This is a genomic window from Enterobacter sp. WI-ESBL-E8 (assembly GCF_053364895.1).
Genome location: NZ_JBRWXJ010000001.1, coordinates 928052 through 952311, shown reverse-complemented (window position 1 = coordinate 952311; position 24260 = coordinate 928052). Strand labels below are relative to the sequence as shown.

At 53.7% G+C, this 24260-nt stretch carries 22 protein-coding genes; 2 read left to right on the top strand and 20 right to left on the bottom strand.

Translation table 11 applies throughout. The features are described from left to right. The first annotated feature begins 26 nt into the window (after nucleotides 1–26). Nucleotides 27–227, top strand: coding sequence for a YaeP family protein (locus tag ACWHWP_RS04505; protein ID WP_008501889.1), 201 nt, complete (start codon nucleotides 27–29; stop codon nucleotides 225–227). After that, a complete protein-coding gene (gene rof, locus ACWHWP_RS04500; RefSeq protein WP_047346425.1) occupies nucleotides 214–474 on the top strand; it encodes a Rho-binding antiterminator in 261 nt (86 codons plus the stop codon). The genes ACWHWP_RS04505 and rof overlap by 14 nt, the downstream gene beginning before the upstream one ends. A gap of 28 nt (nucleotides 475–502) precedes the next feature. Here rof and tilS read toward each other — a convergent pair whose 3' ends face one another. The 20 genes from tilS to rpsB form a co-directional block, all read right to left on the bottom strand. Continuing rightward, the gene (tilS, locus tag ACWHWP_RS04495) at nucleotides 503–1792 is read right to left on the bottom strand and encodes a tRNA lysidine(34) synthetase TilS (RefSeq protein ID WP_447855133.1); all 1290 of its coding nucleotides are present in this window, start codon (nucleotides 1790–1792) and stop codon (nucleotides 503–505) included. A gap of 58 nt (nucleotides 1793–1850) precedes the next feature. Continuing rightward, the gene (locus ACWHWP_RS04490) at nucleotides 1851–2240 is read right to left on the bottom strand and encodes a VOC family protein (RefSeq protein ID WP_447855132.1); all 390 of its coding nucleotides are present in this window, start codon (nucleotides 2238–2240) and stop codon (nucleotides 1851–1853) included. Between the two features lie 65 nt (nucleotides 2241–2305). After that, a complete protein-coding gene (locus ACWHWP_RS04485) occupies nucleotides 2306–4438 on the bottom strand; it encodes a lysine decarboxylase LdcC (protein ID WP_447855131.1) in 2133 nt (710 codons plus the stop codon). 99 nt (nucleotides 4439–4537) lie between these two features. Continuing rightward, on the bottom strand, nucleotides 4538–5497 hold the full coding sequence (gene accA / locus ACWHWP_RS04480; RefSeq protein ID WP_008501895.1) for an acetyl-CoA carboxylase carboxyl transferase subunit alpha: 960 nt from the start codon (nucleotides 5495–5497) through the stop codon (nucleotides 4538–4540). Nucleotides 5498–5509: 12 nt separating this feature from the next. Beyond that, nucleotides 5510–8992 (bottom strand): DNA polymerase III subunit alpha, encoded by a 3483-nt coding sequence (dnaE, locus tag ACWHWP_RS04475; protein ID WP_047346421.1) that lies wholly within the window; start codon nucleotides 8990–8992, stop codon nucleotides 5510–5512. Nucleotides 8993–9030: 38 nt separating this feature from the next. Continuing rightward, nucleotides 9031–9627, bottom strand: a complete 597-nt coding sequence (gene rnhB / locus ACWHWP_RS04470; RefSeq protein WP_047346420.1) for a ribonuclease HII — start codon at nucleotides 9625–9627, stop codon at nucleotides 9031–9033. Continuing rightward, complete coding sequence (gene lpxB / locus ACWHWP_RS04465) at nucleotides 9624–10772, bottom strand: lipid-A-disaccharide synthase (protein WP_059311924.1); 1149 nt, start codon at nucleotides 10770–10772, stop codon at nucleotides 9624–9626. The genes rnhB and lpxB overlap by 4 nt, the downstream gene beginning before the upstream one ends. Next, nucleotides 10772–11560: an acyl-ACP--UDP-N-acetylglucosamine O-acyltransferase gene (gene lpxA, locus ACWHWP_RS04460; protein ID WP_047346418.1), complete on the bottom strand. Its 789-nt coding sequence runs from the start codon at nucleotides 11558–11560 to the stop codon at nucleotides 10772–10774. The genes lpxB and lpxA overlap by 1 nt, the downstream gene beginning before the upstream one ends. 3 nt (nucleotides 11561–11563) lie before the next feature. Beyond that, nucleotides 11564–12019 carry a 3-hydroxyacyl-ACP dehydratase FabZ gene (gene fabZ / locus ACWHWP_RS04455; protein ID WP_010426706.1) on the bottom strand — a complete coding sequence of 152 codons (456 nt, stop codon included), beginning with the start codon at nucleotides 12017–12019 and terminating at the stop codon, nucleotides 11564–11566. A 102-nt stretch (nucleotides 12020–12121) separates the two neighbouring features. Then, complete coding sequence (gene lpxD, locus ACWHWP_RS04450) at nucleotides 12122–13147, bottom strand: UDP-3-O-(3-hydroxymyristoyl)glucosamine N-acyltransferase (protein WP_059311925.1); 1026 nt, start codon at nucleotides 13145–13147, stop codon at nucleotides 12122–12124. A 3-nt stretch (nucleotides 13148–13150) separates the two neighbouring features. Further along, a complete protein-coding gene (gene skp / locus ACWHWP_RS04445) occupies nucleotides 13151–13645 on the bottom strand; it encodes a molecular chaperone Skp (RefSeq protein WP_047346416.1) in 495 nt (164 codons plus the stop codon). A 122-nt stretch (nucleotides 13646–13767) separates the two neighbouring features. Further along, the gene (gene bamA, locus ACWHWP_RS04440; RefSeq protein ID WP_447855129.1) at nucleotides 13768–16185 is read right to left on the bottom strand and encodes an outer membrane protein assembly factor BamA; all 2418 of its coding nucleotides are present in this window, start codon (nucleotides 16183–16185) and stop codon (nucleotides 13768–13770) included. 29 nt (nucleotides 16186–16214) lie between these two features. Beyond that, nucleotides 16215–17567 (bottom strand): sigma E protease regulator RseP, encoded by a 1353-nt coding sequence (rseP, locus tag ACWHWP_RS04435; protein WP_447855128.1) that lies wholly within the window; start codon nucleotides 17565–17567, stop codon nucleotides 16215–16217. A gap of 11 nt (nucleotides 17568–17578) precedes the next feature. Then, the gene (cdsA, locus tag ACWHWP_RS04430) at nucleotides 17579–18436 is read right to left on the bottom strand and encodes a phosphatidate cytidylyltransferase (RefSeq protein WP_047346413.1); all 858 of its coding nucleotides are present in this window, start codon (nucleotides 18434–18436) and stop codon (nucleotides 17579–17581) included. 12 nt (nucleotides 18437–18448) lie between these two features. Next, nucleotides 18449–19207 carry a (2E,6E)-farnesyl-diphosphate-specific ditrans,polycis-undecaprenyl-diphosphate synthase gene (gene ispU, locus ACWHWP_RS04425; protein ID WP_059311929.1) on the bottom strand — a complete coding sequence of 253 codons (759 nt, stop codon included), beginning with the start codon at nucleotides 19205–19207 and terminating at the stop codon, nucleotides 18449–18451. Nucleotides 19208–19393: 186 nt separating this feature from the next. Then, nucleotides 19394–20593, bottom strand: a complete 1200-nt coding sequence (ispC, locus tag ACWHWP_RS04420; RefSeq protein WP_063957498.1) for a 1-deoxy-D-xylulose-5-phosphate reductoisomerase — start codon at nucleotides 20591–20593, stop codon at nucleotides 19394–19396. 95 nt (nucleotides 20594–20688) lie between these two features. Next, entirely contained in the window at nucleotides 20689–21246 is a 558-nt protein-coding gene (gene frr / locus ACWHWP_RS04415) for a ribosome recycling factor (protein ID WP_047346410.1), read from the bottom strand. Between the two features lie 167 nt (nucleotides 21247–21413). Continuing rightward, nucleotides 21414–22139, bottom strand: a complete 726-nt coding sequence (pyrH, locus tag ACWHWP_RS04410; protein ID WP_047346409.1) for a UMP kinase — start codon at nucleotides 22137–22139, stop codon at nucleotides 21414–21416. A gap of 150 nt (nucleotides 22140–22289) precedes the next feature. Further along, a complete protein-coding gene (tsf, locus tag ACWHWP_RS04405) occupies nucleotides 22290–23141 on the bottom strand; it encodes a translation elongation factor Ts (RefSeq protein ID WP_014882627.1) in 852 nt (283 codons plus the stop codon). A 117-nt stretch (nucleotides 23142–23258) separates the two neighbouring features. Continuing rightward, a complete protein-coding gene (gene rpsB, locus ACWHWP_RS04400) occupies nucleotides 23259–23984 on the bottom strand; it encodes a 30S ribosomal protein S2 (protein ID WP_003856207.1) in 726 nt (241 codons plus the stop codon). Nucleotides 23985–24260: the final 276 nt, after the last annotated feature.

Genomic DNA, 24260 nt, shown 5'->3' with positions numbered 1-24260 from the left:
AAGTCAGTGCGCTGGCGGGAGGGGATGTGAATAATTATTGTGAGTTAATTCGCAAACGGTATGCGGAAATCGCCAGCGGAGATCTGGGGTATGTCCCGGACGCGCTGGGCTGTGTATTGAAAGTGCTTAATGAAGTGGCCTCCGATGAGAGCCTTTCAGAGTCGGTCAGGGAAAAAGCAGCGTATGCTGCGGCGAATTTACTGGTGAGCGATTATGTCGATGAATGAAACTTATCAACCCATCAATTGTGATGACTATGACAACCTCGAACTCGCCTGCCAGCATCACTTAATACTGACGCTGGAGCTAAAAGATGGCGAAGTGTTGAAGGGGAAAGCCAGCGATCTGGTTTCACGTAAGAATGTGGAATATCTGATAGTGGAAGATGCCGGAGCAACGCGTGAGCTGCGTCTGGATAAAATTGCCAGCTTCAGCCACCCGCAAATCGGCACCGTCGTGGTGAGTGAATCCTGATGACATCAACGGGCAGCCAGGCTGCCCGTTACGCTTTCTGCCACTCAAAACTAACTCCCTCTTCCGACCATCCCTCTTCCGTGATGAAAACGCCCGCAGCAGCAATCAACGCCTCACCGTAGAACAGTAGCGGCGTGGTGTCGCGCAGCCACGGCGGCACGTTACTCTCCTGCCATATTTTCTTCAGCTTGCGTCCCCCCTTACGCCCGACGATATGCAGCATACCGCCAGCCTTAAAGCGTACGGTTACCGGCTCACCGGGCTTCGGCAGCCGCACATGACCAGACGGTTCGAGAGAGACACGTCCCGTCTCACAGGGCAATACCAGCGGTGCATCAGGAGAAAGCCAGTCGAGCACTACATCCGTCAGTGAGGGCGTGGATTTTATCCACCAGAGTTCCCCTTTATAGCGTCTTACGTCAAAGCCGTTCAGGTGTACGCACGGGGAAGCGTCATCCCGCGCCAGTGCGACTTCATCCCAGATGCGACTCAGCATCGCCCGCGACGGCATCGCTGCGTGATGAGAGGCCAGCCAGCGTCGTAACAGTGCGGCGCGACGTACCGGGCTCATCCCTTTCAGCGGTGTAATCGCCAGCGCCCCGTCGTCAGAAATCAGTTCAGTCAGCTCTTCACTCAGCAACTCATCCAGCAACGATTCCTGTTCGGCGCACAGCGTGGCGCTTCGTGCTGTTGCATCGGCAAAATGCGGCCAGCGCTCGCTGAGCAGCGGGAGGACGCGCAGACGCAGGAAGTTACGGTCGTAGCCGTCATCCTGGTTGCTCTCATCTTCAATCCAGTTCAGCTGATGTTCTTGCGCCCAGGCTTCCAGCGACGCACGCGTCTCGCCAAGCAGCGGACGCAGTAATGTTGTGCCGGCAAACTCAGAGCGCTCAGGCATGGCAGATAGCCCCGCCGGCCCACTGCCCCGCTTAAGCGCCAGCAAAAACGTTTCGCACTGGTCATCCTGGTGCTGGGCCGTCACCAGCACTTCGCCGGGCTGCAATGCGCCGGTAAAAGCGGCATAGCGGGCTTTACGCGCCTGCGCCTCGATGCCCAACCCTTCATCCACAAGCGTGACGCGCTCCACGAGGAGCGGGATCGCCCACGCCGCACACAGGGCTTCACAGTGCGCCACCCACTCCTCTGCATGAGAACTTAATCCGTGATGAATATGCATAGCCCGAAGCTGGACGTCAGGTTCCCGGTCGCGCCAGAGTTTAAGACGATGGAGCAGAACGGTGGAATCCAGGCCACCGCTAAACCCCACCAGCAGCTGGCGGTACGGTGAAACGGCTTGCGCGATAGCGGGTAAGGTCATAGGAAATTACACATAAAAAATGCCCGAACTGAGCGGGCATTATCACACAGGACAAACATTACTGCTGGTAAAGCTCCAGCGGCAGGCCGTCCGGGTCGTTGAAAAAGGTAAAACGCTTGTCGGTAAACGGATCGACACGGATCGGTTCGCACGTTACGCCGTGAGACGCCAGATGTTTTACCGCGCTATCCAGGTCATCAACGCTGAAGGCAAGATGGCGCAGCCCACAGGCTTCCGGGCGGGACGGACGCGCAGGCGGAAAAGGAAAAGAGAACAGTTCAATCACATATTGCCCGTTTAGCGCGAGATCCCCCTTCCAGGAGTCACGCTCCTCGCGGTACGCTTCGCTCAACAGCGTAAAGCCAAGGATGTCGCAGTAGAAGGCCTTACTTTTCGCGTAATCGGTCGCAATGATCGCAATATGGTGAACCTGTTTTAAACCCAGCATAGCTTCTCCTTTTTATGATGCCTGAACGTTACAACCGAAAACCCGCACCTTGCAAGCGGTCACCCTTATTTTAGGACTCGCACCCAGTAAACGCCGCTCTCATCGCGCTTCGCACCGTGAATATCCGTCTCAAAACCGGGATAGTGCCGCCCAACCGAACAGAGCATCAGCAGAAAATCGAGCACGGCCCGACTCTCTTCGGTAATCATCTCTCCCGGCATCAGGAGCGGCACGCCAGGCGGGTAAGGCAAGATCATATTGGCCGATACGCGTCCGACCAGATTTTCCAGTTCGACGGTTTCGACCTCCCCTTTCACCTGGCGCTGCCACGCCTTGTGCGGGGTAAACTTCATCTCCGGCAACACATCGAACGCCTGAAGCATCAGACGCGGCAGATCGTGCTGGCGGATCAACCTGTGGATCCCCTGGGCCAGATCCTGAATACGCATATTGCGATAGAAGTCAGGATCTTCCGCGTAGAGATCCGGCAGCATGTTCTTCACCCGCAGGTTGAGATCGTAGGCACGCTTAAACTCCATCAGGCCTCGTAGCAGCCCCATCGCACGGGTTTTATCGATCCCAATACTGAACAGGAACAGCAGGTTATAGGGGCCGGTTTTTTCCACCACCACACCCCGTTCATCAAGGAATTTCGCGACCAGCGCGGCCGGAATACCTTCTTCACTCATCTTGCCCTGTTCATCCATGCCCGGCGTCAGAATTGTCACTTTTACCGGATCGAGGAACATATGGTCGCTGTCGGCATCCCGGAAGCCATGCCAGCCTTCCCCGGGCGAGACCGGCCAGCACGCCGCTTCATCAATCTCTTCCGGCTGCCAGATATCAAAGAACCAGCCGTCGGCTTCATCTTTCAGACGCTGAACCTCTTTGCGGAAATGTAGCGCCCGCTCCACCGAACGGTTGATGAGGCGTTTACCCGGGTTGCCGCGCAGCATCGCCGCGGCCGTTTCAATGGAGGCAACCAGCGGATAGCTCGGTGAGGTAGTGGTATGCATCATAAAGGCTTCGTTAAAGGTCTCTTCGTCGTACTCGCCTTTGATGTGAATAAGCGAAGCCTGGGAAAACGCGGCCAGCATTTTGTGCGTCGACTGCGTTTCGAAGAACACTTTACCCGGCACGCGTTCACCGCTCATGCCGCTTTTACCCGCGTAAATCGGGTGGAAGTTGGTGTACGGCACCCACGCGGAATCAAAGTGAATCGACGGCACATCCAGCGTTTCTTTAATCCAGTTAGTGTTGTACAGCAGACCGTCATAGGTTGAGTTGGTGATCACCGCATGGACAGGCCAGCCTGCACCGGGCACTGCCGCGACCTTACTTTCAATGGCTTGATGCGTGAACTCCCGGCGCGGAATACCACCAAGAATGCCGAGCGCGTTACGTGTGGGTGACAGCCAGAGCGGTACGACGTCGCTCATCATAAGCAGGTGAGCCAGCGATTTATGGCAGTTACGGTCAATCAGCAGGGTACTGCCGGCAGGTGCAGCATACATCCCGACGATTTTGTTTGAGGTTGAGGTGCCGTTGGTCACCATATAGCTCTGCTCGGCACCAAAGGTGCGGGCGATATACTCTTCGGCTTCGAGGTGCGGGCCGGTGTGGTCGAGCAGAGAGCCCAGCTCAGTGACCGAAATTGACACGTCCGCCTTCAGCGTGTTGCCGCCGAAAAAATCATAGAACAGGCAGCCCACCGGGCTTTTTTGGTAGGCCGTCCCCGCCATATGCCCAGGCGTACAGAAGGTATATTTGCCCTCCTTCACGTAGGTGAAGAGCGCGCGGGTAAACGGCGGCGTAATGTTATCGAGATATTCACCGGTATATTGCTGAATGCGGGTCGCAATATCTTCCGCCACGCCGAGCGAGTATTCAAAGAACCACAGCGCCATACGCATATCGTTGGCGCTGACGTCCATTGTCGAGTGGGTATTAATAAACGCGTACAGCGGGAGATATTCGTTCAGCTTGTTGATATCGCTGCACAGTTCGAGGTCATATTCATCCCAGTCGAAGATCACGCCGCAGATACGCGGATTATGCTCAATGAACTTCAGCAGGTCGGCGCTGTTGTGCGGCCAGATTAGCTGATACCCGCGCGACTGCAGGGCGTGCTCCAGCTCCTTAATCGGCTCATCTTTATAAAAGACGCCGTGCGGCCCCATAATGGCAATGATATTCATGGGCTTCCTCCTTAAAAACTTTAGCTAAGCATAGTCCGGCTAAACGGCAGGTATAAAAAAAGCCGCAACAATGTGCGGCTTTTCAGATAATTGTGAAGCTTACGCGTAACCGTAGGTCATCAGACGCTGGTAACGACGGTTGAGCAGATCTTCTTTGCTCAGCACGTCCAGATCCGCCAGGTCAGCCAGCAGCTGTGCTTTCAGAGAAGCAGCCATCACTTCCGGCTTACGATGCGCACCGCCCAGTGGTTCCGGGATGATGGAATCGATCAGCTTAAGCTCTTTCAGGCGCGGCGCAATGATGCCCATCGCTTCTGCGGCCAGAGGCGCTTTGTCGGCGCTTTTCCACAGAATAGACGCACAGCCTTCCGGGGAAATTACGGAATAGGTGCTGTACTGCAGCATATTCACTTTATCACCCACGCCAATTGCCAGCGCACCACCGGAACCACCCTCACCGATAACGGTACAGATGACAGGCACCTTCAGACGAGACATCTCGCGCAGGTTGCGCGCAATGGCTTCAGACTGACCGCGCTCTTCCGCGCCCACGCCTGGGTATGCACCCGGGGTGTCGATGAAGGTGATGATTGGCATGTTGAAACGCTCAGCCATCTCCATCAGACGCAGGGCTTTACGGTAGCCTTCTGGTGCTGGCATACCAAAGTTACGACGGATTTTCTCTTTGGTTTCACGGCCTTTCTGATGACCAATGATCATCACCGGGCGTCCGTCCAGACGCGCGATACCACCAACGATAGCTTTATCGTCAGCGTATGCGCGATCGCCTGCCAGTTCGTCAAATTCGTCAAACGCCAGGCGGACATAATCCAGGGTGTACGGACGCTGTGGATGGCGTGCCAGCTGGGCTACCTGCCATGCGCCGAGATCGGCAAAGATTTTGCGCGTCAGTTCTACGCTTTTCTCACGCAGACGATGCACTTCTTCGTCGATGTTAATATCCAGTTTTTCATCCTGACGGCTTACCGCTGTCAGAGAATCGATTTTCGCTTCCAGCTCAGCAATCGGCTGTTCGAAATCAAGGAAATTCAGACTCATAGTATTCCTGTATTAGTCAAACTCCAGTTCCACCTGCTCCGAACCAATGAGGCCACGGAGATCGTTAAGTAAACGATCGCTCGGAGAGACACGCCACGTTGCACCAAAGCGCAACCGCGCACGTGCATCCGCCCTCTGATAGTAGAGATGTACTGGAATTGTCCCCGAGCGGTGGGGTTCCAGAGACTGACGGAGTCGGTTTAAAAGCTGGTCATCAATTTGCCTGTCCGTCAGCGAGATAGCAAGCCCGCGAGCATATTTTTCCCGGGCTTCGTCAATGTCCATCACTTCGCGGGCGGTCATTTTAAGCCCCCCACTGAAGTCATCAAAGCTGACCTGTCCGCTGACGATAAGTATGCGGTCTTTTTCCAGCAATTGCTGGTATTTATCCAGCGCGTCGGTGAACAACATCACCTCCAGACGCCCGGAACGGTCATCCAACGTACAGATGCCGATACGATTGCCGCGCTTGGTGACCATAACCCTTGCAGCAATCACGAGCCCCGCAGCCGTGGTGATTTTACCACGTTCTGTCGGATGCATGTCTTTCAGCCTGTGGCCGCCGACATAGCGCTCAATTTCTTTAATGTACTGGTTGATCGGGTGCCCCGTCAGGTACAGGCCTAACGTCTCACGCTCCCCATCCAGCACCACCTGTTCTGGCCACGGCTGGCAGTTGGAATAAGATTGCTCGATCTGCTCTGGCTCTTCCGCCAGCACGCCGAACATATCCGCCTGACCAATGGCTTCCGCTTTCGCATGTTGATCTGCCGCTTTCAGCGCATCGCCGAGGGAATTCATCAGCGCGGCCCGGTGCGGCCCCAGCCTGTCAAACGCGCCGGACATGATCAGCTTTTCAAGCACGCGGCGGTTCAGTTTTTTGGTATCAGTACGGGCGCAAAGATCGAACAGCTCGCGGAAATACCCGCCGTTGTTACGCGCTTCGAGGATCGCCTCGATCGGCCCCTCGCCCACGCCTTTGATCGCGCCGATCCCGTAGACAATTTCCCCGTGCTCGTTGACGTGGAAATGGTAGAGACCCGAGTTAATATCCGGCGGCAGGATCTTCAGCCCCATGCGCCAGCACTCGTCCACCAGGCCCACTACCTTCTCGGTGTTGTCCATATCGGCGGTCATTACCGCCGCCATAAATTCAGCAGGATAGTGCGCTTTCAGCCACAGCGTCTGATACGAGACCAAAGCATAGGCGGCAGAGTGGGATTTGTTAAACCCGTACCCGGCGAATTTTTCTACCAGGTCAAAGATCTTGATCGCCAGTTCGCCATCAATGCCGTTTTTTCTCGCGCCCTCTTCGAAGGTGCCGCGCTGCTTGGCCATCTCTTCCGGCTTTTTCTTACCCATTGCTCGACGCAGCATATCCGCGCCACCAAGGGTATAGCCAGAGAGTACCTGGGCTATCTGCATAACCTGTTCCTGATATAGGATGATGCCGTAGGTAGGCTCCAGTACCGGCTTCAGGCTTTCATGCTGCCACTGCACATCCGGATAGGAAATCTCTTCGCGACCGTGCTTACGGTCGATAAAGTTATCTACCATCCCCGACTGCAGCGGGCCCGGACGGAACAGGGCAACCAGAGCGATCATATCTTCGAAACAGTCGGGCTGCAGGCGCTTAATCAGGTCTTTCATGCCGCGGGATTCAAGCTGGAAGACCGCGGTAGTCTCCGAGCGCTGCAGCATGTCGAAACTTTTCTTGTCATCCAGCGGGATGGCTGCGATATCGAGCGGCGGCTCGCCGTTCTTTTCACGGCGGGCGTTGATCATCTCCAGCGCCCAATTGATGATGGTCAGCGTACGCAGGCCGAGGAAGTCGAACTTCACCAGCCCGGCGTATTCTACGTCGTTCTTATCAAACTGGGTTACCGGGTGCTGACCCGCTTCATCGCAGTAGAGCGGTGCAAAATCGGTAATTTTGGTCGGAGCGATAACCACCCCGCCCGCATGCTTACCGGCGTTACGCGTCACGCCTTCCAGCTTACGCGCCATGTCGATCAGCGCTTTTACTTCTTCGTCCGCTTCGTAGATTTCGGGCAGCTGCGGCTCGGCCTCAAAGGCTTTCGCCAGCGTCATGCCCGGGTCAGGCGGCACCAGCTTAGAGATGCGATCGACGAAACCGTAAGGGTGTCCCAGCACGCGGCCTACGTCACGGATAACCGCTTTCGCCGCCATCGTACCGAACGTAATAATCTGCGATACCGCATCACGGCCGTACATATCGGCCACGTGCTCGATAACCTGGTCGCGTTTCTCCATGCAGAAGTCGACGTCGAAGTCGGGCATCGAGACACGTTCCGGGTTGAGGAAACGTTCAAACAGCAGGTCAAATTCCAGCGGATCGAGGTCGGTAATTTTTAACGCATAGGCCACCAGCGAACCCGCACCGGAGCCACGTCCGGGCCCAACCGGTACGCCGTTATCCTTCGACCACTGGATGAACTCCATGACGATCAGGAAGTAGCCCGGGAAGCCCATCTGGTTGATCACCTGGAGTTCAATATCCAGGCGTTCATCGTACGGCGGACGCTTCTCTTTGCGAACGGCCTCATCCGGGAACAGAAACTCCAGACGCTCTTCCAGACCTTCTTTTGATTTTGCGACCAGGAAATCTTCCGTGGTCATGTCTCCTGTCGGGAACTGCGGCAGAAAGTACTCGCCGAGGCGGACGGTAACGTTACAGCGCTTGGCAATCTCTACGCTGTTTTCCAGCGCTTCCGGGATATCGGAGAAGAGTTCACACATCTCCTCTTCGCTGCGCATGTACTGCTGCGATGAGTAGTTGCGCGGTCGTTTAGGATCGTCCAGCGTGAAGCCATCGTGGATCGCCACGCGGATTTCGTGAGCGTCAAAATCACCCGGCTCAAGGAAGCGCACATCGTTGGTGGCCACCACGGGCAACCCGCGCTCTTCTGCGAGTGCCACAGCGGCATGAAGATAGCTCTCTTCGTCCTGACGGCCGGTGCGGATCAACTCCAGATAATAACGATCCGGGAAATGCTCTTCATAGAATGACACGCACTGATCCACCAGCGCGCTATTGCCACGCAGCAGACATTTGCCGACATCGCCCATACGGCCGCCGGAGATCAGCAGCAGCCCTTCATTCAGCTCAGCCAGCCAGTCGCGGTCGATCCACGGCCCCAGCGCGCCATACCCGCGCTGGTAGGCTTTTGAGATAAGCAGAGTGAGGTTTTGATAGCCCGTGTTGTTCATCGCCAGCACGGAGATTTGCGTCATTTCATCGCCGATGAGATCGCTCTGCACGTGAAAATCCGCGCCGACGATTGGCTTCATCCCTGCGCCATGCGCCGTTCCGTAGAACTTCACCAGGCCACACAGGTTGGTAAAATCGGTGATCGCCAGCGCGGGCATGCCAAGGGAGGCCGCCTTTTTTACCAGCGGCCCGGTCTTCGCCAGCCCATCGATCATGGAGTAGTCGCTATGCACCCGCAGGTGTACGAAACGTGGTTCAGCCATCTTCAGATTCCGCGTTACTTAATTGCTTGCGTATTGATTCAGGACACCAGTCCCAGCGCGCGTTTCACCGGGCCAAAGCTGCGCCGGTGATGTTCGGTTGCGCCATGTTCAGCCAGTCTTTCCAGATGGAAAGCGGTGGGATATCCCTTATGCTGGGCGAAACCGTACTGAGGGTAAGTCAGGTCCAGCGCGGCCATCTCGGCGTCGCGCGTCACTTTGGCAATAATAGAAGCCGCGCTGATTTCTGCGACCCGGCTATCGCCTTTGACGACCGCCATTGAAGGCATTGGCAGTGCCGGACAGCGGTTGCCGTCAATCAGGACATATTCAGGGGAAATTTTCAAACCCGCAACCGCACGCTGCATCGCCAGCATCGTGGCATGCAAAATATTCAGCTCGTCTATTTCATGCGGTTCAGCGCGCCCCAGGCTCCAGGCTAGCGCCTTCTCCTGAATCTCACTAAACAGCGCCAGCCGGCGCTTTTCGGACAATTTTTTAGAGTCGTTCAGCCCGATAATGGGACGAGCCGGATCGAGGATCACCGCCGCGGTGACCACTGCGCCTACCAACGGGCCGCGTCCTACTTCGTCCACACCCGCCACAAGGTGGGTATGAGGATAAACAAATTCCATCATTTTGCTAACTCCAGCACCGCATCAGCCGCTTGCTCATCGGCATTACAGCGGATCTGCTGATGCAGTTCGCGGAACGTATCATGCATCTGGTGGCTGGTCTTACCGTTTGCAAGCAGCGGGAGCAACGCATCGGCAAGCAGCTGCGGCTGACACTCATCCTGCAACAGCTCTTTCACCAGCTCGCGTCCGGCAAGCAGGTTTGGCAGGGAGACATAATCCGTTTTTACCAGACGTTTTGCCAGCCAGAAGGTGAACGGCTTCATGCGATAGCCTACCACCATCGGGCATTTTGCCAGCATACACTCCAGCGCTGCCGTTCCGGAGGCTAACAGCGCGGCATCGCTCGCGACCATTGCCTCCCGACCTTTCCCGTCCAGAAGGCGGATCTGGAGGTCTGGTGCGACGTCGGCCTTGATGCGCTCAAACTGCTCGCGGCGTTTGGCGTTGACCAGCGGTACCACGACTTCCAGATCGGGGTATGTCTGACGAAGGATTTGCGCGGTCTTAAGGAAATCTGCGCTCAGCATCTCAACTTCTGCGCCACGGCTGCCCGGCAGCAATGCCAGACAGTGCACATCATGCGGGATGCCCAGCACGTCACGCGCCGCGTTTTTATCCGGATCCAGCGGCATCGCATCCGCCATGGTATGACCGATAAAACGGCACGGAACATTGAATTTGTCGTAAAACGCCTTTTCGAAAGGCAGGAAAGCCAGCACCAGGTTGGTGGACCGCCCAATTTTGAAAACACGTTTCTGTCGCCACGCCCAGACGGACGGGCTGACGTAGTGAATGGTTTTAATGCCCTGCTTTTTCAGATTCCCTTCGAGGGTAATGTTGAAATCAGGTGCATCGATACCGACAAACACGTCGGGTTTGAGTTCGGTGAAGCGGCGGGTAAGATCGGCGCGAATATGCAGCAAACGGCGTAGCCGCCCCAGCACCTCAACGATGCCCATCACGGCCAGCTCTTCCATTTCATACCAGGCTTCGCAGCCTTCGGCCTGCATCAGCGGGCCAGCAACGCCCACAAAGCGTGCGTTAGGTACACGCGCCTTCAGCGCGCGAATGAGACCTGCACCAAGAATATCGCCGGAGGTTTCTCCGGCGACCAGGGCTATCGTAAGCGGACGACTATCGACCATTAACGAATCAGACCCCTCGTGGAACGGTCAAAGAATTCCATGAACGCGTTCACTTCCGGGTGCTTTTTCGCCAGCTCGGCAATGTCCGGCTTCGCCTCTTCCAGCGTTTTACCGCTACGGTACAGCAGTTTGTACGCGTTGCGGATGGCAGTAATCGCTTCGCGGCTAAAACCACGACGCTTGAGGCCTTCGATGTTCACGCCAAACGGCGTGGCATGGTTGCCCTGCGCAATCACATACGGTGGGACGTCCTGCGCCACACCGGAGCATCCGCCGACCATCACGTGTGCACCAATGATGCAGAACTGATGGACTGCGGTCATGCCGCCAATAATTGCGAAGTCATCAACCGATACGTGTCCTGCCAGCGTTGCATTGTTGGCAAGAATACAGCGGTCACCCACGGTACAGTCATGCGCGATATGCGCATTAACCATAAACAGGTTATCGCTGCCCACCTTCGTCAACCCACCACCCTGCACTGTTCCACGATGAATGGTGACGCTTTCGCGAATACGGTTACGATCGCCAATTTCCAGACGGGTCGACTCACCAGCATATTTGAGATCCTGGTTAACTTCGCCGATGGAGGCGAACTGATAGATCTCGTTATTGCAGCCAATGGTCGTATGACCATTCACGACAACGTGAGATTTCAGTACTGTACCCTCACCAATTTCGACATGGGGTCCAACAATACAAAACGGGCCAATGTGAACGTTAGCACCAATGATGGCGCCGGTTTCCACAATCGCGGTAGGATGAATAAAGGCGGATTTATCAATCACGTATCAGGACTCCCGGCTACGAGCACACATCATCGTCGCTTCGCAAACAACTTTGCCGTCAACCAGAGCTACGCCTTTGAAGCGAGTCAGGCCGCGACGCGTTTTTTCAAAAGTGACTTCCATGATCATCTGATCACCAGGCACGACAGGGCGCTTGAAGCGCGCTTCATCTATACCCGCGAAGTAATACAGCTCACCTGGCTCCAGTTTGCCGACGCTTTTAAACGCCAGAATACCGGTAGCCTGTGCCATAGCTTCCAGGATCAACACACCCGGGAAGATAGGTTTCCCCGGGAAGTGTCCCTGGAAGAACGGCTCGTTCACGGAAACATTTTTCACTGCGCGCAGAAAACGACCTTCTTCAAAATCCAGCACACGGTCTACCAGCAGAAACGGGTAGCGGTGCGGCAGAAGTTCTAAAATCTCTTCAATATGCAGAGTATGAGTGTCAGTAGTCAAAATACTCTTCCTGTCAAAATGTACTGATAACAATAATAACACGGCCTGCCGGTTTATTAGAAAGCCGACAGGCCGGGAAAAATAGCGTTAAACGGATGACGCTTAGTCTTGTTGATCGATTTTGCGCTCAAGAGACTTGAGGCGCTTGCTCATATCATCAATGTTCATCACCAGAGCTGCTGTTTTACGCCATACCTTGTTGGGCTGTAGCGGAATGCCTGAGGAATAGACGCCAGGTTCAGTGATAGGACGCATTACCATGCCCATACCCGTCACAGTCACCTTGTCGCATATTTCCATATGGCCATTAATCACGCTCGCACCGCCAATCATGCAATAACGGCCAATTTTCAGGCTGCCTGCCATGATGACGCCACCCGCAACCGCGGTATTGTCGCCAATCACGACGTTATGCGCAATCTGGCACTGGTTATCGATGATAACACCATTGCCAATGATCGTGTCGTCAAGTGCGCCACGGTCAATGGTGGTACAGGCGCCAATCTCCACGCGATCGCCAATAATCACGCGACCAAGTTGCGGGATCTTAACCCAATTACCGCGATCGTTAGCGTAACCAAAACCATCAGAACCAATCACGGTACTGGACTGGACGAGGCAGTTTTCGCCAATGTCGACTTCATGGTAAACGGACACATTGGCCCATAAACGGGTCCCGGCGCCGATTTTGGTATTTTTCCCAACGAAGCAGCCCGGGCCAATGACGACGTTATCGCCCAGCACCACGCCGGATTCGATAACCGCATTCGCGCCAACGGCGACGTTGTTACCAAGCTTTGCCGTCGGATCAATCGCTGCGCTGGCAGCAATGTTCTGGGCCGGCTGCGGCGTGGTATCGAGAATTTGAGCCATGCGTGCATACGTCAGGTAGGGATTTTTCACTACCAGTGCGCTTGCAGTGGCAAACGGAAGATCGTCCTGCGTCAGAACAACAGCTGACGCCTGGCATTGTGCCAGTTGCTCACGGTACTTAGGGCTTACCATGAAGGTAATCGTGCCAGCTTTAGCAGATTGCATGGACGCAACAGCGGTGATGACGATATCGCCATCACCGTGTAATTCTGCATCCAACTGCTGAGCTAAATCAGCCAGTCGAATTGAAGGCATTACTTATTTAACCTGTTTCAGAACATCAGCGGTGATGTCTTTAACATCGCTGCTGTTGAAAGCTACAGCGTTCGCATCAACAACCAGATCGATGTTCTGATCGGCAGCCACTGATTTAACAGCAGTCTGAATGCGAGTCACCAGCTTGCCACGTTCTTCGTTAGAACGACGCTGACGATCCTGCTCGAAAGCCTGCGCTTTCTGGGAGAACGTCTGGCGCTGAGCCATTACGTCTTTTTCCAGTTTGCTGCGATCGCTCGCTTTCATGGTAGAACCATCACGCTGCAGACGCTGCATTTTGGACTGAAGATCGTTTTCCATACCCTGCAGTTCGCTTGCACGGCCTTTGAATTCGTTTTCCAGAGTCGCAGAAACGCCAGTTTTCTGTGCAACCTGCTGGAACAAATTACCCATGTTGACGATTGCAATTTTGTCTGCTGCCTGAGCAGAAGTTGCCATCGCTAAACCGAGACCTGCAGCTAATAACCACTTTTTCACAATTAACTCCTTACCATCCCATTGGCACCAGAAGGTACCGTTCTTTGCGTGGCAAGGCGACCGTTTTACCGATCGCCAGTTGTCAGCGCTACACTGCCAACGCATTCCTTTGCTGCGGATTATTACCAGGTTTTACCAATGTTAAACTGGAATTGCTCCGACTTATCTCCATCATATTTCTTAAACGGCTGGGCGTAAGAGAAGACCAACGGCCCCAGCGGTGACATCCATTGTAATGCGATACCGGCAGACATGCGAATATTGCTCGGATCGCTGTAGTCTGGAACGCCAGCGGCACGCATCTGGGCAGTGTTCTCCCAGTTGGTATCCCACACCGTACCGGCATCCCAGAAGAAGGATGTACGTACGGAGTTTGCGTATTTATCACTGATAAACGGCGTTGGCGTGATGAACTCAAGGCTCGCCACGGCCATGGCGTTACCGCCTACAGCATCATCAGAGCTACATACATCTTTTGGATCTCGGCTTTCGCAGTTGTCTTTGTCGTTCCCGCCGTAGTAAACCGCTTTCGGACCAATGTTATTGGACTGGAAGCCACGAACGGTACTGGAGCCACCGGCATAGAAGTTTTCATAGAACGGCAGTTCTTTACCACCTAAGCCGTCACCATAACCCCAACGGGTACGACCCAGAACCACCCACTTATGATCGTCATCGATCGGGAAGTAGGACGCGGTATCCAGCGTGACTTTATAGAACTCGTTATCGGAACCCGGTACGGTAACTTTACCGTTCAGGTTGACGCGAGAACCTTCCGTTGGGAAGTAACCACGGTCTAGACGGTTATAGGTCCAGCCGTAGTTGAAGGTGAAGTCATCCGCAGCGAAACCGTTGTTATCGCTGTTTTTGCTCGCCGACTGACCGATAGAGTCCAGATAACGCCACATCGCCACCTGCGGTTGCATATTGGACAGGTCGTTATGCACGTAACCTAAGCCCGCACGCAGGGTGTTGTATTCGTTAACCGGGAAGCCAAGCGTACCATCCACACCGTAACTCTTGTTGGTGTACGAGGACAGATCCGCATCGTCAGCTTTAAAGTCGTTATAGAAAATACGACCGCCCAGGCTCACACCGTCAACGGTGAAGTATGGGTTAGTAACAGAAAACTCAGAGTAGGTCTGGTAGTCGTTTTTGGTACCGTTAATACCGACAGAGTAACCCGTACCCAGCCAGTTATCCTGCTGCACGCCAACCTGGAAGCTGACGCCGCTTTCAGTACCGTAGCCCACACCGAAGTTGAAGCTACCGGTGTTACGCTCTTTCACTTTATAAACGACATCAACCTGATCCGGGCTGCCGGGTACGCGTTGGGTATCGGTATCAACCGTTTCAAAATAGCCCAGACGGTTTAGACGCTCTTTACCCTGATCAACGAGATCGCTACCTAACCATGCGCCTTCCATCTGACGCATTTCGCGACGCAGAACGGAATCTTTGGAGGTGTCGTTGCCGACGAAGCGAATCTTACGCACGTAGAAACGGTTGCCCGCGTCGACGTTAACGTGCAGCTTAACGGTTTTATCCGCATCGTTGATTTCAGGCTGCGTTTGTACGCGCGGATAGGCATAACCATAGCGGCCGAGCAGCTTCTTAATGCTGTCTTCCATTTTGGTGACTTTAGAGCCGCTGTATAGATCGCCTGGCTGAATTTTGGTCAGCGATTCGATTTCAGCTGAATGCCCCGCCAGGTTACCACTCACTTCAACACCAGAAAGCTTGTACTGATCGCCTTCAGTGATGTTAACCGTAATGTAGATGCCTTTCTTGTCCGGAGTCAGACTCACCTGAGTCGAGTCGATGTTGAAACGCGCGTAGCCACGATCCAGATAGTAGCTGCGCAGGGTTTCGAGGTCGCCCGCCAGTTTTTGTTTCTGGTATTTGCGATCGCCTACCACGTTCCACCACGGCACTTCATCGCGCAGCTGGAAAGTGGAGATCAGTTCGTCGGTGCTAAAAGCGTGGTTGCCGACAATGTTGATCTGCTGGATCTTCGCTGAAACACCTTCCTGGAAGACCAGCTTCAGGTCAACACGGTTACGTGGCAGTGGGGTCACCACCGCTTTCACGCTGGCGCTGTATTTACCGACGCTGTAGTAGAAGTCTTCCAGACCTTTTTCAATGTCTGAAAGGGTTGTACGGTCCAGAGATTCCCCCACACGAACACCGGATGCTTCAAGGTTCTGCTTGAGCATGTCATCTTTCACCGACTTGTTACCGGAGAAAGTGATACTGGCGATCGTCGGACGTTCTTTTACCTGAACCAGCAGCGTATCACCATCGCGCAGAACGCGAACGTCCTCAAAGTTGCCGGTGGCAAACAGAGCACGGATGGTGTTACTGATATCTTCATCATTAACCGTATCGCCGGGGCGTACAGGCATACTGAGGAGGGCCGCACCAACGGCGACACGCTGGAGGCCTTCGAAATGAATGTCTTTCACTACGAACCCGTCAGCACCGTATACGGTGGCGCTGCTAAACAGCAGCGACGCTATGAGCAACTTTTTCATCGCCATCGTTATTATGCGTTCTTCCTAACACTCTCTTACAACCGAGAGAAATCATTGAAAAGTGCAAGCCCCATTAACAGCACCAGCAAAATCGAGCCAATGCGATAACTAAAGTCTTGAACTCGCTCGGATACCGGTCCGCCTTTTAGCTTTTCAATCGCTAAAAACAGCAGATGACCCCCGTCTAAAACGGGAAGCGGGAACAGGTTGATTATCCCAAGGTTCACGCTAATGAGCGCGAGGAACATGAAATAGTAAATCACCCCGAATTCCGCTGACATCCCAGCCCCCTGAGCAATCGAAATTGGCCCACTGAGGTTGTTCAGTTTCACATCACCGGTTATCAATTTCCCCAACATGTTGACCGTCAGCTTCATCAGTTGCCATGTTTTATCCGTGGCTTCAAGGATGGCGCTGAACGGCCCATACTGGCGTATTGTCTTGTACTCATCTGGCAGCGGGATCACTTTTGGCACAACGCCTGCAAACCCTTCTGCCTTTTTGCCGACCGACTTTGTATCCGGGATCAGCGTCAGCGAAAGCGGACTACCTTGCCTTTCAACTTCCAGCGCGAGAGACGTTCCCGGATTATCGCGCACCAGAGTAACAAAGGTCATCCACTCTGTTAATGGTTGACCATCGACTTTAACGATCCTGTCGCCTGCTTGCAAACCCGCTTTGCTCGCTGCCGAATTTGCCTGTACTTCGGCTAATATCGGCTCGATCTGTGGGCCGCGTGGACGAATGCCCAGCGCAGCGACGGGATCCTCTTTGTCTGGTTCGAAACGCCAGTGACGCAAATCGAGCACTTTGTTCTGGCGCACGTCTGTGCCAAACGGCGATACGCTGATGGTTGTCTGCGGATCGCCAATTTTGGCTACCAGCTGCAGTCGCACGGCATCCCAATCAGGGGTTTCGATGCCATCAATCGCTTTAAGTTCCATCCCGGATGTAATTTGCGCACTTGCCGCGATGGAGTTGGGGGCAATTTCACCCACTACCGGACGCACGCCGGGGACGCCGATGATAAACACCAGCCAGTAAGCGAAAATAGCAAAGATGAAGTTAGCTACCGGTCCGGCAGCAATGATGGCGGCGCGTTGTCCAACGGTTTTATTGTTGAATGCGCTGTGTCGTAGCTCAGGAGTAACAGGCTCAACGCGTTCGTCGAGCATTTTGACGTAGCCACCCAGCGGGATAAGGGCGATGACAAATTCAGTGCCATGACGGTCGGTGCGCGTCCAAAGTGATTTGCCAAAACCGATGGAAAACCGCTCTACCCGCACACCGCAACGGCGAGCAACCCAGAAATGGCCAAATTCATGCACGGTAATCAGTACACCCAGTGCAACAATGAACGCCGCCAGATTCCAGAGAATGCTCAGCATAAAACCTTCCGTTAAATCGTCCCGAATACCAGTAAAAGCAAACAAGCAAACACTGGAACAGCCGCTGTGAGGCTATCAATGCGATCCAGTATACCGCCATGCCCTGGAATCAGGTGTCCGCTGTCCTTAATCCCTGCTTCACGCTTAAACATACTCTCGGTTAAATCACCGAGCACTGAGGCAAGCGCAGCAAAAATCGAGCACACCAGCAGGATTGACGGTGCCACTTCCAGATTCGCCCAGACGCCATAGCCCCAGGAGATAATCGCTGCCGTAAACAGGCCGCCGATGAATCCCTGCCAGGTTTTGCCCGGAGATACCTTCGGCGCCAGTTTGTGTTTGCCGAACAGTTTACCAAACATATAGGCCCCGGAGTCAGCCCCCCAGACGAGAATCATCACATAAAGCAGCCAGATCGCACCGCTGTAATGGTTTTCGTCGTAGTGCCAGGCCCTAAGCGCGACCATACCCCAGAAAAATGGAACAATTGTGAGCAAGCCAAATATCAGTCGCAGCACTTTAGAATTACGCCATAACGCCGCAGAACCTGGATAAAAAAGCACCAGCAGCAGCGCACCAACCCACCAGGCCAACGATACCCACAGGGAACCGGCAACCAGCGGTTGATGAATATCATGATGATATTCAGGCAACGTAAACAGCATTATGGCCAGGATAAAGCCACAGAGTACCGCAAGCCATACTCGCTGGCTGCGCGAGGTAAAGCCGCTAAACTGTCCCCATTCCCACGCGGCGAGCATGCACACCACCAGCGTAACAATAGCGAATCCCACCGGGGGCAGTAAAAACAGCGCCGCAATGACAATGGGTATTAATACAAAAGCGGAAATCAGGCGATACTTCAGCAAAAGCTACCCCCATCAGGCTTTGTCGCCACCAGGCTCGGTGCCGCCGAAACGACGCTCTCGATTGGCAAAAGCATGCAGCGCACCCTCAAAGTCTTGTTCATCAAAATCGGGCCAAAGAACATCCGTAAAGTAAAGTTCGGCATAGGCAATTTGCCATATCAAAAAGTTACTTATGCGATGTTCCCCCCCTGTCCTAATTACCAAATCCACTGGCGCCTGTTCATTCATGCAGATTTGCTTACTCAGCGCCTCTTCATCAATTTGGTCGGGTCTCAGCAGCCCTTCCTGAACCTGTTCGGCCAGATGCCGAACGCCCTGGATAATGTCCCAGCGTCCGCCGTAATTCGCTGCAATATTAAGCGTCAGACCGGTATTACTTTCAGTCAACGCTTCTGCTTTACGAATCCGTTCCTGCAAACGTGAGTTAAAACGACTGGTATCGCCAATGATACGCAGGCGGACGTTGTGGCGGTGCAGGCTTTTTACTTCGCTGTCTAGCGCCCACACAAACAATTCCATCAACGCAGTCACTTCCTGCGGAGGTCGATTCCAGTTTTCACTGCTAAAAGCATAGAGCGTTAACGCATCAATGCCGTTATTGGCGGCAAAAGAAACGGCGCGGCGAACAGATTTCGCCCCTGCTTTATGCCCAAAGGCTCGTATTTTCCCTTGTCTTTTCGCCCAGCGGCCATTGCCATCCATAATGATTGCTACATGACGGCAGCCATGAGCTGGCAAGTTTTCGCTTATTGGTTGATTCGCAGACAACATAACGCGTTTTTTGTCCCTGAAAAGGATTTAACGGTACTCAGGAATACTGAAGCCTATACATAAAAAAGCCGTGTCAAACCACGGCTTACCTGACCACGTAAAGTCAAATTCCTGCGATCAGGTGGCGCAGACTATATCACTGAAGCCCAACGCTAACAAATAGCACGACGACTAGTGCTTGCTTTATCACCAGCTTGCGAGACGAGTCACCTGTTGGCGCGCAATATCACGCGCAGCTGTATCCACCGCCAGCACCTCTTCCACGCTCTGTGGTTCGCGCAAATCCATCATTTCCAGTACCGATAAATTTAACGACGCGATATCGGTAAAGCGAATCTGCTGATTCAGAAATGCTTCAACGGTAATTTCATTAGCTGCATTAAGTGCCGTCGTCGCCGCCTGCCCCTGGTCAAAGGCATTCATCGCAAGCTTCAGACAAGGATAGCGGTCGTAGTCTGGTTCACTGAACGTCAGGGAACTTAGCTTGCAGAAATCAAGCGGCTTCACGCCGGATTTCACTCGATTCGGCCACGCCATTGAATGGGCAATAGGCGTACGCATATCTGGCTCGCCTAGCTGTGCCAACACGCTGCCATCCTGATAGCGCACCATCGAGTGAATCACCGATTGCGGGTGGATCAGTACTTCCATCTGTTTCGCTGACGCATTAAACAGCCAGCGCGCTTCAATGTATTCCAGACCTTTGTTCATCATGGTGGCAGAGTCAACGGAGATTTTACGCCCCATCGACCAGTTCGGATGACGACACGCCTGATCCGGCGTCATTGCGCTCAGTTCAGACAGTGGGGTTTCACGGAACGGGCCACCAGACCCGGTAAGCAGAATAGATACCACGCCATTCTGCTCCAGGTCAGCGTACCCCAGGTTCTGTTGAAAAGGTTGCGGTAAACTCTGAAAAATCGCGTTGTGTTCGCTGTCGACCGGTAAAAGACGCGCGCCGCGCTGCTTCACCGCATCCATAAACAGGCGTCCGCAAGTGACCAGTGACTCTTTGTTGGCCAGCAGAACATCCTTACCGGCATCAATCGCGGCAAGCGTCGGCAATAATCCTGCAGCCCCGACGATGGCTGCCATAACCTGATCCACCTCATCCAGCGCCGCCATCTCGCAGGCCGCCTGTTGGCCACTCAGAACCTCGGTTCGACAGCCCTTTTCAAGCAGTTGCGCTTTCAGCAGACGCGCGCTCTCTTCGTCATCCATCACCGCATAGCGGGGCGTAAACTCCAGGCACTGCTCGACCATTCGCTGCACATTCTTACCGGCCACCAGCGCTGTCACGGTGTAAAGTTCAGGGTTATGGCGAACAACGTCGAGAGTACTGCAACCGATAGAGCCGGTTGAGCCGAGGAGTGTTAAATGCTTCATGAGATGCCCGAAAAAAGTTAGACCAGATAAAAGCAAAACGCCGCCAGCAAGACCCGAAGTCCCTCTGAACGGCGTTTATCAGTGTACGACAGAAATCAGAACTGCATCAGTTCCGCTTCTTTATCTGCCAGCGCCGCATCAATTTTCTTGATGGCAGCGTCGGTCATTTTCTGGATGTCGTCCTGAGAACGACGATCGTCATCTTCACTGATCTCTTTTTCTTTCAGCAGCGCTTTTACTTTATCGTTCGCGTCGCGACGAACGTTGCGCACGGAAACACGACCCTGCTCAGCTTCGCCACGGACCACTTTGATCAGATCTTTACGGCGCTCTTCGGTCAACGGAGGCAGCGGAACGCGGATGTCCGCACCCGCAGAGCTTGGGTTCAGGCCGAGGTCAGAGGCCATGATCGCTTTCTCAACGGCCGGGCTCATAGAGCGATCGAACACGTTGATTTTCAGCGTACGGGTATCTTCTACCGTTACGCTCGCCAGCTGGCGCAGAGGGGTTGGCGTACCGTAGTATTCTACGATGATGCCATCCAGCAGGCTTGGGGAAGCACGGCCAGTACGGATTTTGCTGATTTGGGTTTTGAACGCTTCTACGCATTTGTCCATGCGTACTTCAGCATCTTTTCTGATGTCGTTAATCACGTTACGAATCCTTGAAAACTTGTCTCAGGCAGACTATCCGCCAGCACAGCGCTAAAGGTGTGCTAAGTATAGTCGCGTTTAATTCATGACAACGCCAAAGGCGCGCCTGGGTAAGATACCACTACAAAATAAAGCGGAATCTTACCTGTATTTATCGTCAACGGAAATTATTCCGTGATCAAAGTGCCTTCTTTTTCGCCCATGACCACGCGACGCAGTGCGCCCGGTTTGTTCATGTTGAAGACACGGATCGGCAGTTTATGGTCGCGAGCCAGCGTGAAGGCGGCAAGATCCATCACTTTCAGCTCTTTATCCAGCACTTCATTATAGGACAGCTGATCGTACATGGTCGCAGAAGGATCTTTTGCCGGGTCGGCAGTAAACACGCCATCGACTTTGGTCGCTTTCAGTACCACATCGGCTTCAATCTCGATACCGCGCAGGCAGGCAGCGGAATCGGTCGTAAAGAACGGGTTACCCGTACCGGCGGAGAGGATCACCACGCGGTTGTTGCGCAGCAGGCTGATGGCTTCTGCCCAGCTGTAGTTATCGCATACGCCATTCAGTGGAATCGCGGACATCAGGCGAGCATTCACATAGGCACGATGCAGTGCATCACGCATTGCCAGACCATTCATGACGGTTGCCAGCATACCCATGTGGTCACCCACAACGCGGTTCATCCCCGCTTTCGCCAGACCAGCACCACGGAAAAGGTTGCCACCGCCAATGACCACGCCAACCTGGATACCCAGTTCGACCAGTTCTTTGATTTCCTGTGCCATGCGATCAAGGATGCTTGCGTCAATACCGAAGCCTTCCGATCCCTGCAGCGCTTCGCCACTCAGCTTAAGCAGAATGCGTTTGTACACGGGTTTTGCATTGGTAGCCATGTTTCTTTCCTGAGACTGTCAACGATTAAGATGGGGGTTAATTCTGGCGACATGATATGCCGCAAATCAGCACAGCGATACTGGAGCCTGTCTGATTTCATATGACGGGTGACAAAAAGAAGCCGCCCTCAGGCGGCTCCTTTTCAATCATTAAGACTGCTTGGACATTGCAGCAACTTCTGCTGCGAAGTCAGTCTCAACTTTCTCGATGCCTTCGCCCACTTCGAAGCGGATGAAGCCAGTTACGTCAGCGTTGTGCTCTTTCAGCAGCTGAGCAACAGACTTGCTTGGATCCATTACGAAAGGCTGGCCAGTCAGAGAAACTTCGCCGGTGAATTTCTTCATGCGGCCTTCAACCATTTTCTCTGCGATTTCTTTTGGCTTACCAGACTGCATCGCGATGTCCAGCTGAACCTGGTACTCTTTCTCTACCACTTCAGCAGACACGTCTTCTGGCTTAACGAATTCTGGTTTGCTTGCAGCGATGTGCATCGCCAGCTGTTTAACCAGCTCTTCGTCAGCGCCTTTAGCCGCAACCAGAACACCGATACGTGCACCGTGCTGGTAAGAGCCCAGAACGTCGCCTTCCAGAGAAGAAACGCGACGGATGTTGATGTTCTCACCGATTTTAGCAACCAGCGCAACACGTTCTTCTTCGAACTGTGCTTTCAGAACTTCAACGTCAGTGATTTTGCCAGCAACAGCTGCGTCCAGAACTTTGTTAGCAAATGCCTGGAAACCACCATCTTTAGCAACGAAGTCAGTCTGGCAGTTAACTTCCAGAATGATACCGTAGTTGCCGTCGATCTTAGTGATGATCACGCCGTCAGCAGCAACGTTGCCTGCTTTTTTAGCTGCTTTGATCGCACCGGATTTACGCATGTTTTCGATTGCCAGCTCGATGTCGCCGTTCGCTTCAGTCAGCGCTTTTTTGCAATCCATCATGCCTGCGCCAGTACGCTCGCGCAGCTCTTTTACCAGGGATGCGGTAATTTCAGCCATTCTTAAATCCTCGGGAGATGTGAACTGCCCGGCCAGGGGCCAAACAGTGTAAATTGAAAAAAGGGGCCGGTAATGGGCCCCTATTCATACACGGTACTAATAAGGGGTAAAACCTTATTATTCAGCTTCTACGAAGCTTTCTTCCGCCTGAGAAGCCAGATCCTGGGAACGGCCTTCACGAACGGTAGCAGCTACAGCGCTCAGGTACAGGCTAACAGCACGGATTGCGTCGTCGTTACCCGGGATAACGAAGTCAACACCGTCCGGATCGGAGTTGGTATCAACGATAGCGAATACCGGGATACCCAGGTTGTTAGCTTCTTTGATTGCGATGTGCTCGTGGTCCGCATCGATTACGAACAGCGCGTCTGGCAGGCCGCCCATATCTTTGATACCGCCCAGGCTGTTTTCCAGCTTGTCCAGTTCACGAGTGCGCATCAGCGCTTCTTTCTTAGTCAGCTTGTCGAAAGTACCGTCCTGAGACTGGGTTTCCAGATCTTTCAGGCGTTTGATGGACTGACGAACAGTTTTCCAGTTAGTCAGCATGCCGCCCAACCAGCGATGGTTCACGAAGAACTGGTCGCAGCTGTTAGCAGCATCTTTCACAGCTTCGCTTGCAGCGCGCTTAGTACCAACGAACAGAATCTTACCTTTACGGGAAGAGATCTTGTTCAGCTCAGCCAGGGCTTCGTTGAACATTGGTACAGTTTTCTCAAGGTTGATGATGTGAACTTTGTTACGTGCGCCGAAGATGAAAGGCTTCATTTTCGGGTTCCAGTAACGGGTCTGGTGACCAAAGTGAACACCAGCCTTGAGCATGTCGCGCATGGAAACAGTTGCCATGTTTAAAACCTCTATATTAAAAGTTGGGGTTATGCCTCCACGTATCCCATATTACCGACCCCAAAGGGCACCCCGGAATATGTGCCGATACGTGTGTGTTGTTACACAAAGTGAGATTTGTCGCTTCCGTCCAGCCTGTGTATCTGAAATGGATCGGAAGTCCGGCGCGCTTTATACCACAAAACGCCACCATAAACCAACTGTTGTTGGCGTAGTGTGCTGTTAATGATTCTCAATTTGGCACGGGGTGTGCCTGACTGATACCATTGACAGCAC

Excerpts from the sequence above, each read along its gene's own strand:
- lpxB (WP_059311924.1), bottom strand. The coding sequence starts at position 10,772 with ATGGTCGATAGTCGTCCGCTTACGATAGCCCTGGTCGCCGGAGAAACC.
- bamA (WP_447855129.1), bottom strand. The coding sequence starts at position 16,185 with ATGGCGATGAAAAAGTTGCTCATAGCGTCGCTGCTGTTTAGCAGCGCC.
- rseP (WP_447855128.1), bottom strand. The coding sequence starts at position 17,567 with ATGCTGAGCATTCTCTGGAATCTGGCGGCGTTCATTGTTGCACTGGGT.
- ACWHWP_RS04490 (WP_447855132.1), bottom strand. The coding sequence starts at position 2,240 with ATGCTGGGTTTAAAACAGGTTCACCATATTGCGATCATTGCGACCGAT.
- tilS (WP_447855133.1), bottom strand. The coding sequence starts at position 1,792 with ATGACCTTACCCGCTATCGCGCAAGCCGTTTCACCGTACCGCCAGCTG.
- rpsB (WP_003856207.1), bottom strand. The coding sequence starts at position 23,984 with ATGGCAACTGTTTCCATGCGCGACATGCTCAAGGCTGGTGTTCACTTT.
- tsf (WP_014882627.1), bottom strand. The coding sequence starts at position 23,141 with ATGGCTGAAATTACCGCATCCCTGGTAAAAGAGCTGCGCGAGCGTACT.
- lpxD (WP_059311925.1), bottom strand. The coding sequence starts at position 13,147 with ATGCCTTCAATTCGACTGGCTGATTTAGCTCAGCAGTTGGATGCAGAA.
- accA (WP_008501895.1), bottom strand. The coding sequence starts at position 5,497 with ATGAGTCTGAATTTCCTTGATTTCGAACAGCCGATTGCTGAGCTGGAA.
- ispU (WP_059311929.1), bottom strand. The coding sequence starts at position 19,207 with ATGTTGTCTGCGAATCAACCAATAAGCGAAAACTTGCCAGCTCATGGC.
- ispC (WP_063957498.1), bottom strand. The coding sequence starts at position 20,593 with ATGAAGCATTTAACACTCCTCGGCTCAACCGGCTCTATCGGTTGCAGT.
- rnhB (WP_047346420.1), bottom strand. The coding sequence starts at position 9,627 with ATGATGGAATTTGTTTATCCTCATACCCACCTTGTGGCGGGTGTGGAC.
- pyrH (WP_047346409.1), bottom strand. The coding sequence starts at position 22,139 with ATGGCTACCAATGCAAAACCCGTGTACAAACGCATTCTGCTTAAGCTG.
- dnaE (WP_047346421.1), bottom strand. The coding sequence starts at position 8,992 with ATGGCTGAACCACGTTTCGTACACCTGCGGGTGCATAGCGACTACTCC.
- rof (WP_047346425.1), top strand. The coding sequence starts at position 214 with ATGTCGATGAATGAAACTTATCAACCCATCAATTGTGATGACTATGAC.
- ACWHWP_RS04485 (WP_447855131.1), bottom strand. The coding sequence starts at position 4,438 with ATGAATATCATTGCCATTATGGGGCCGCACGGCGTCTTTTATAAAGAT.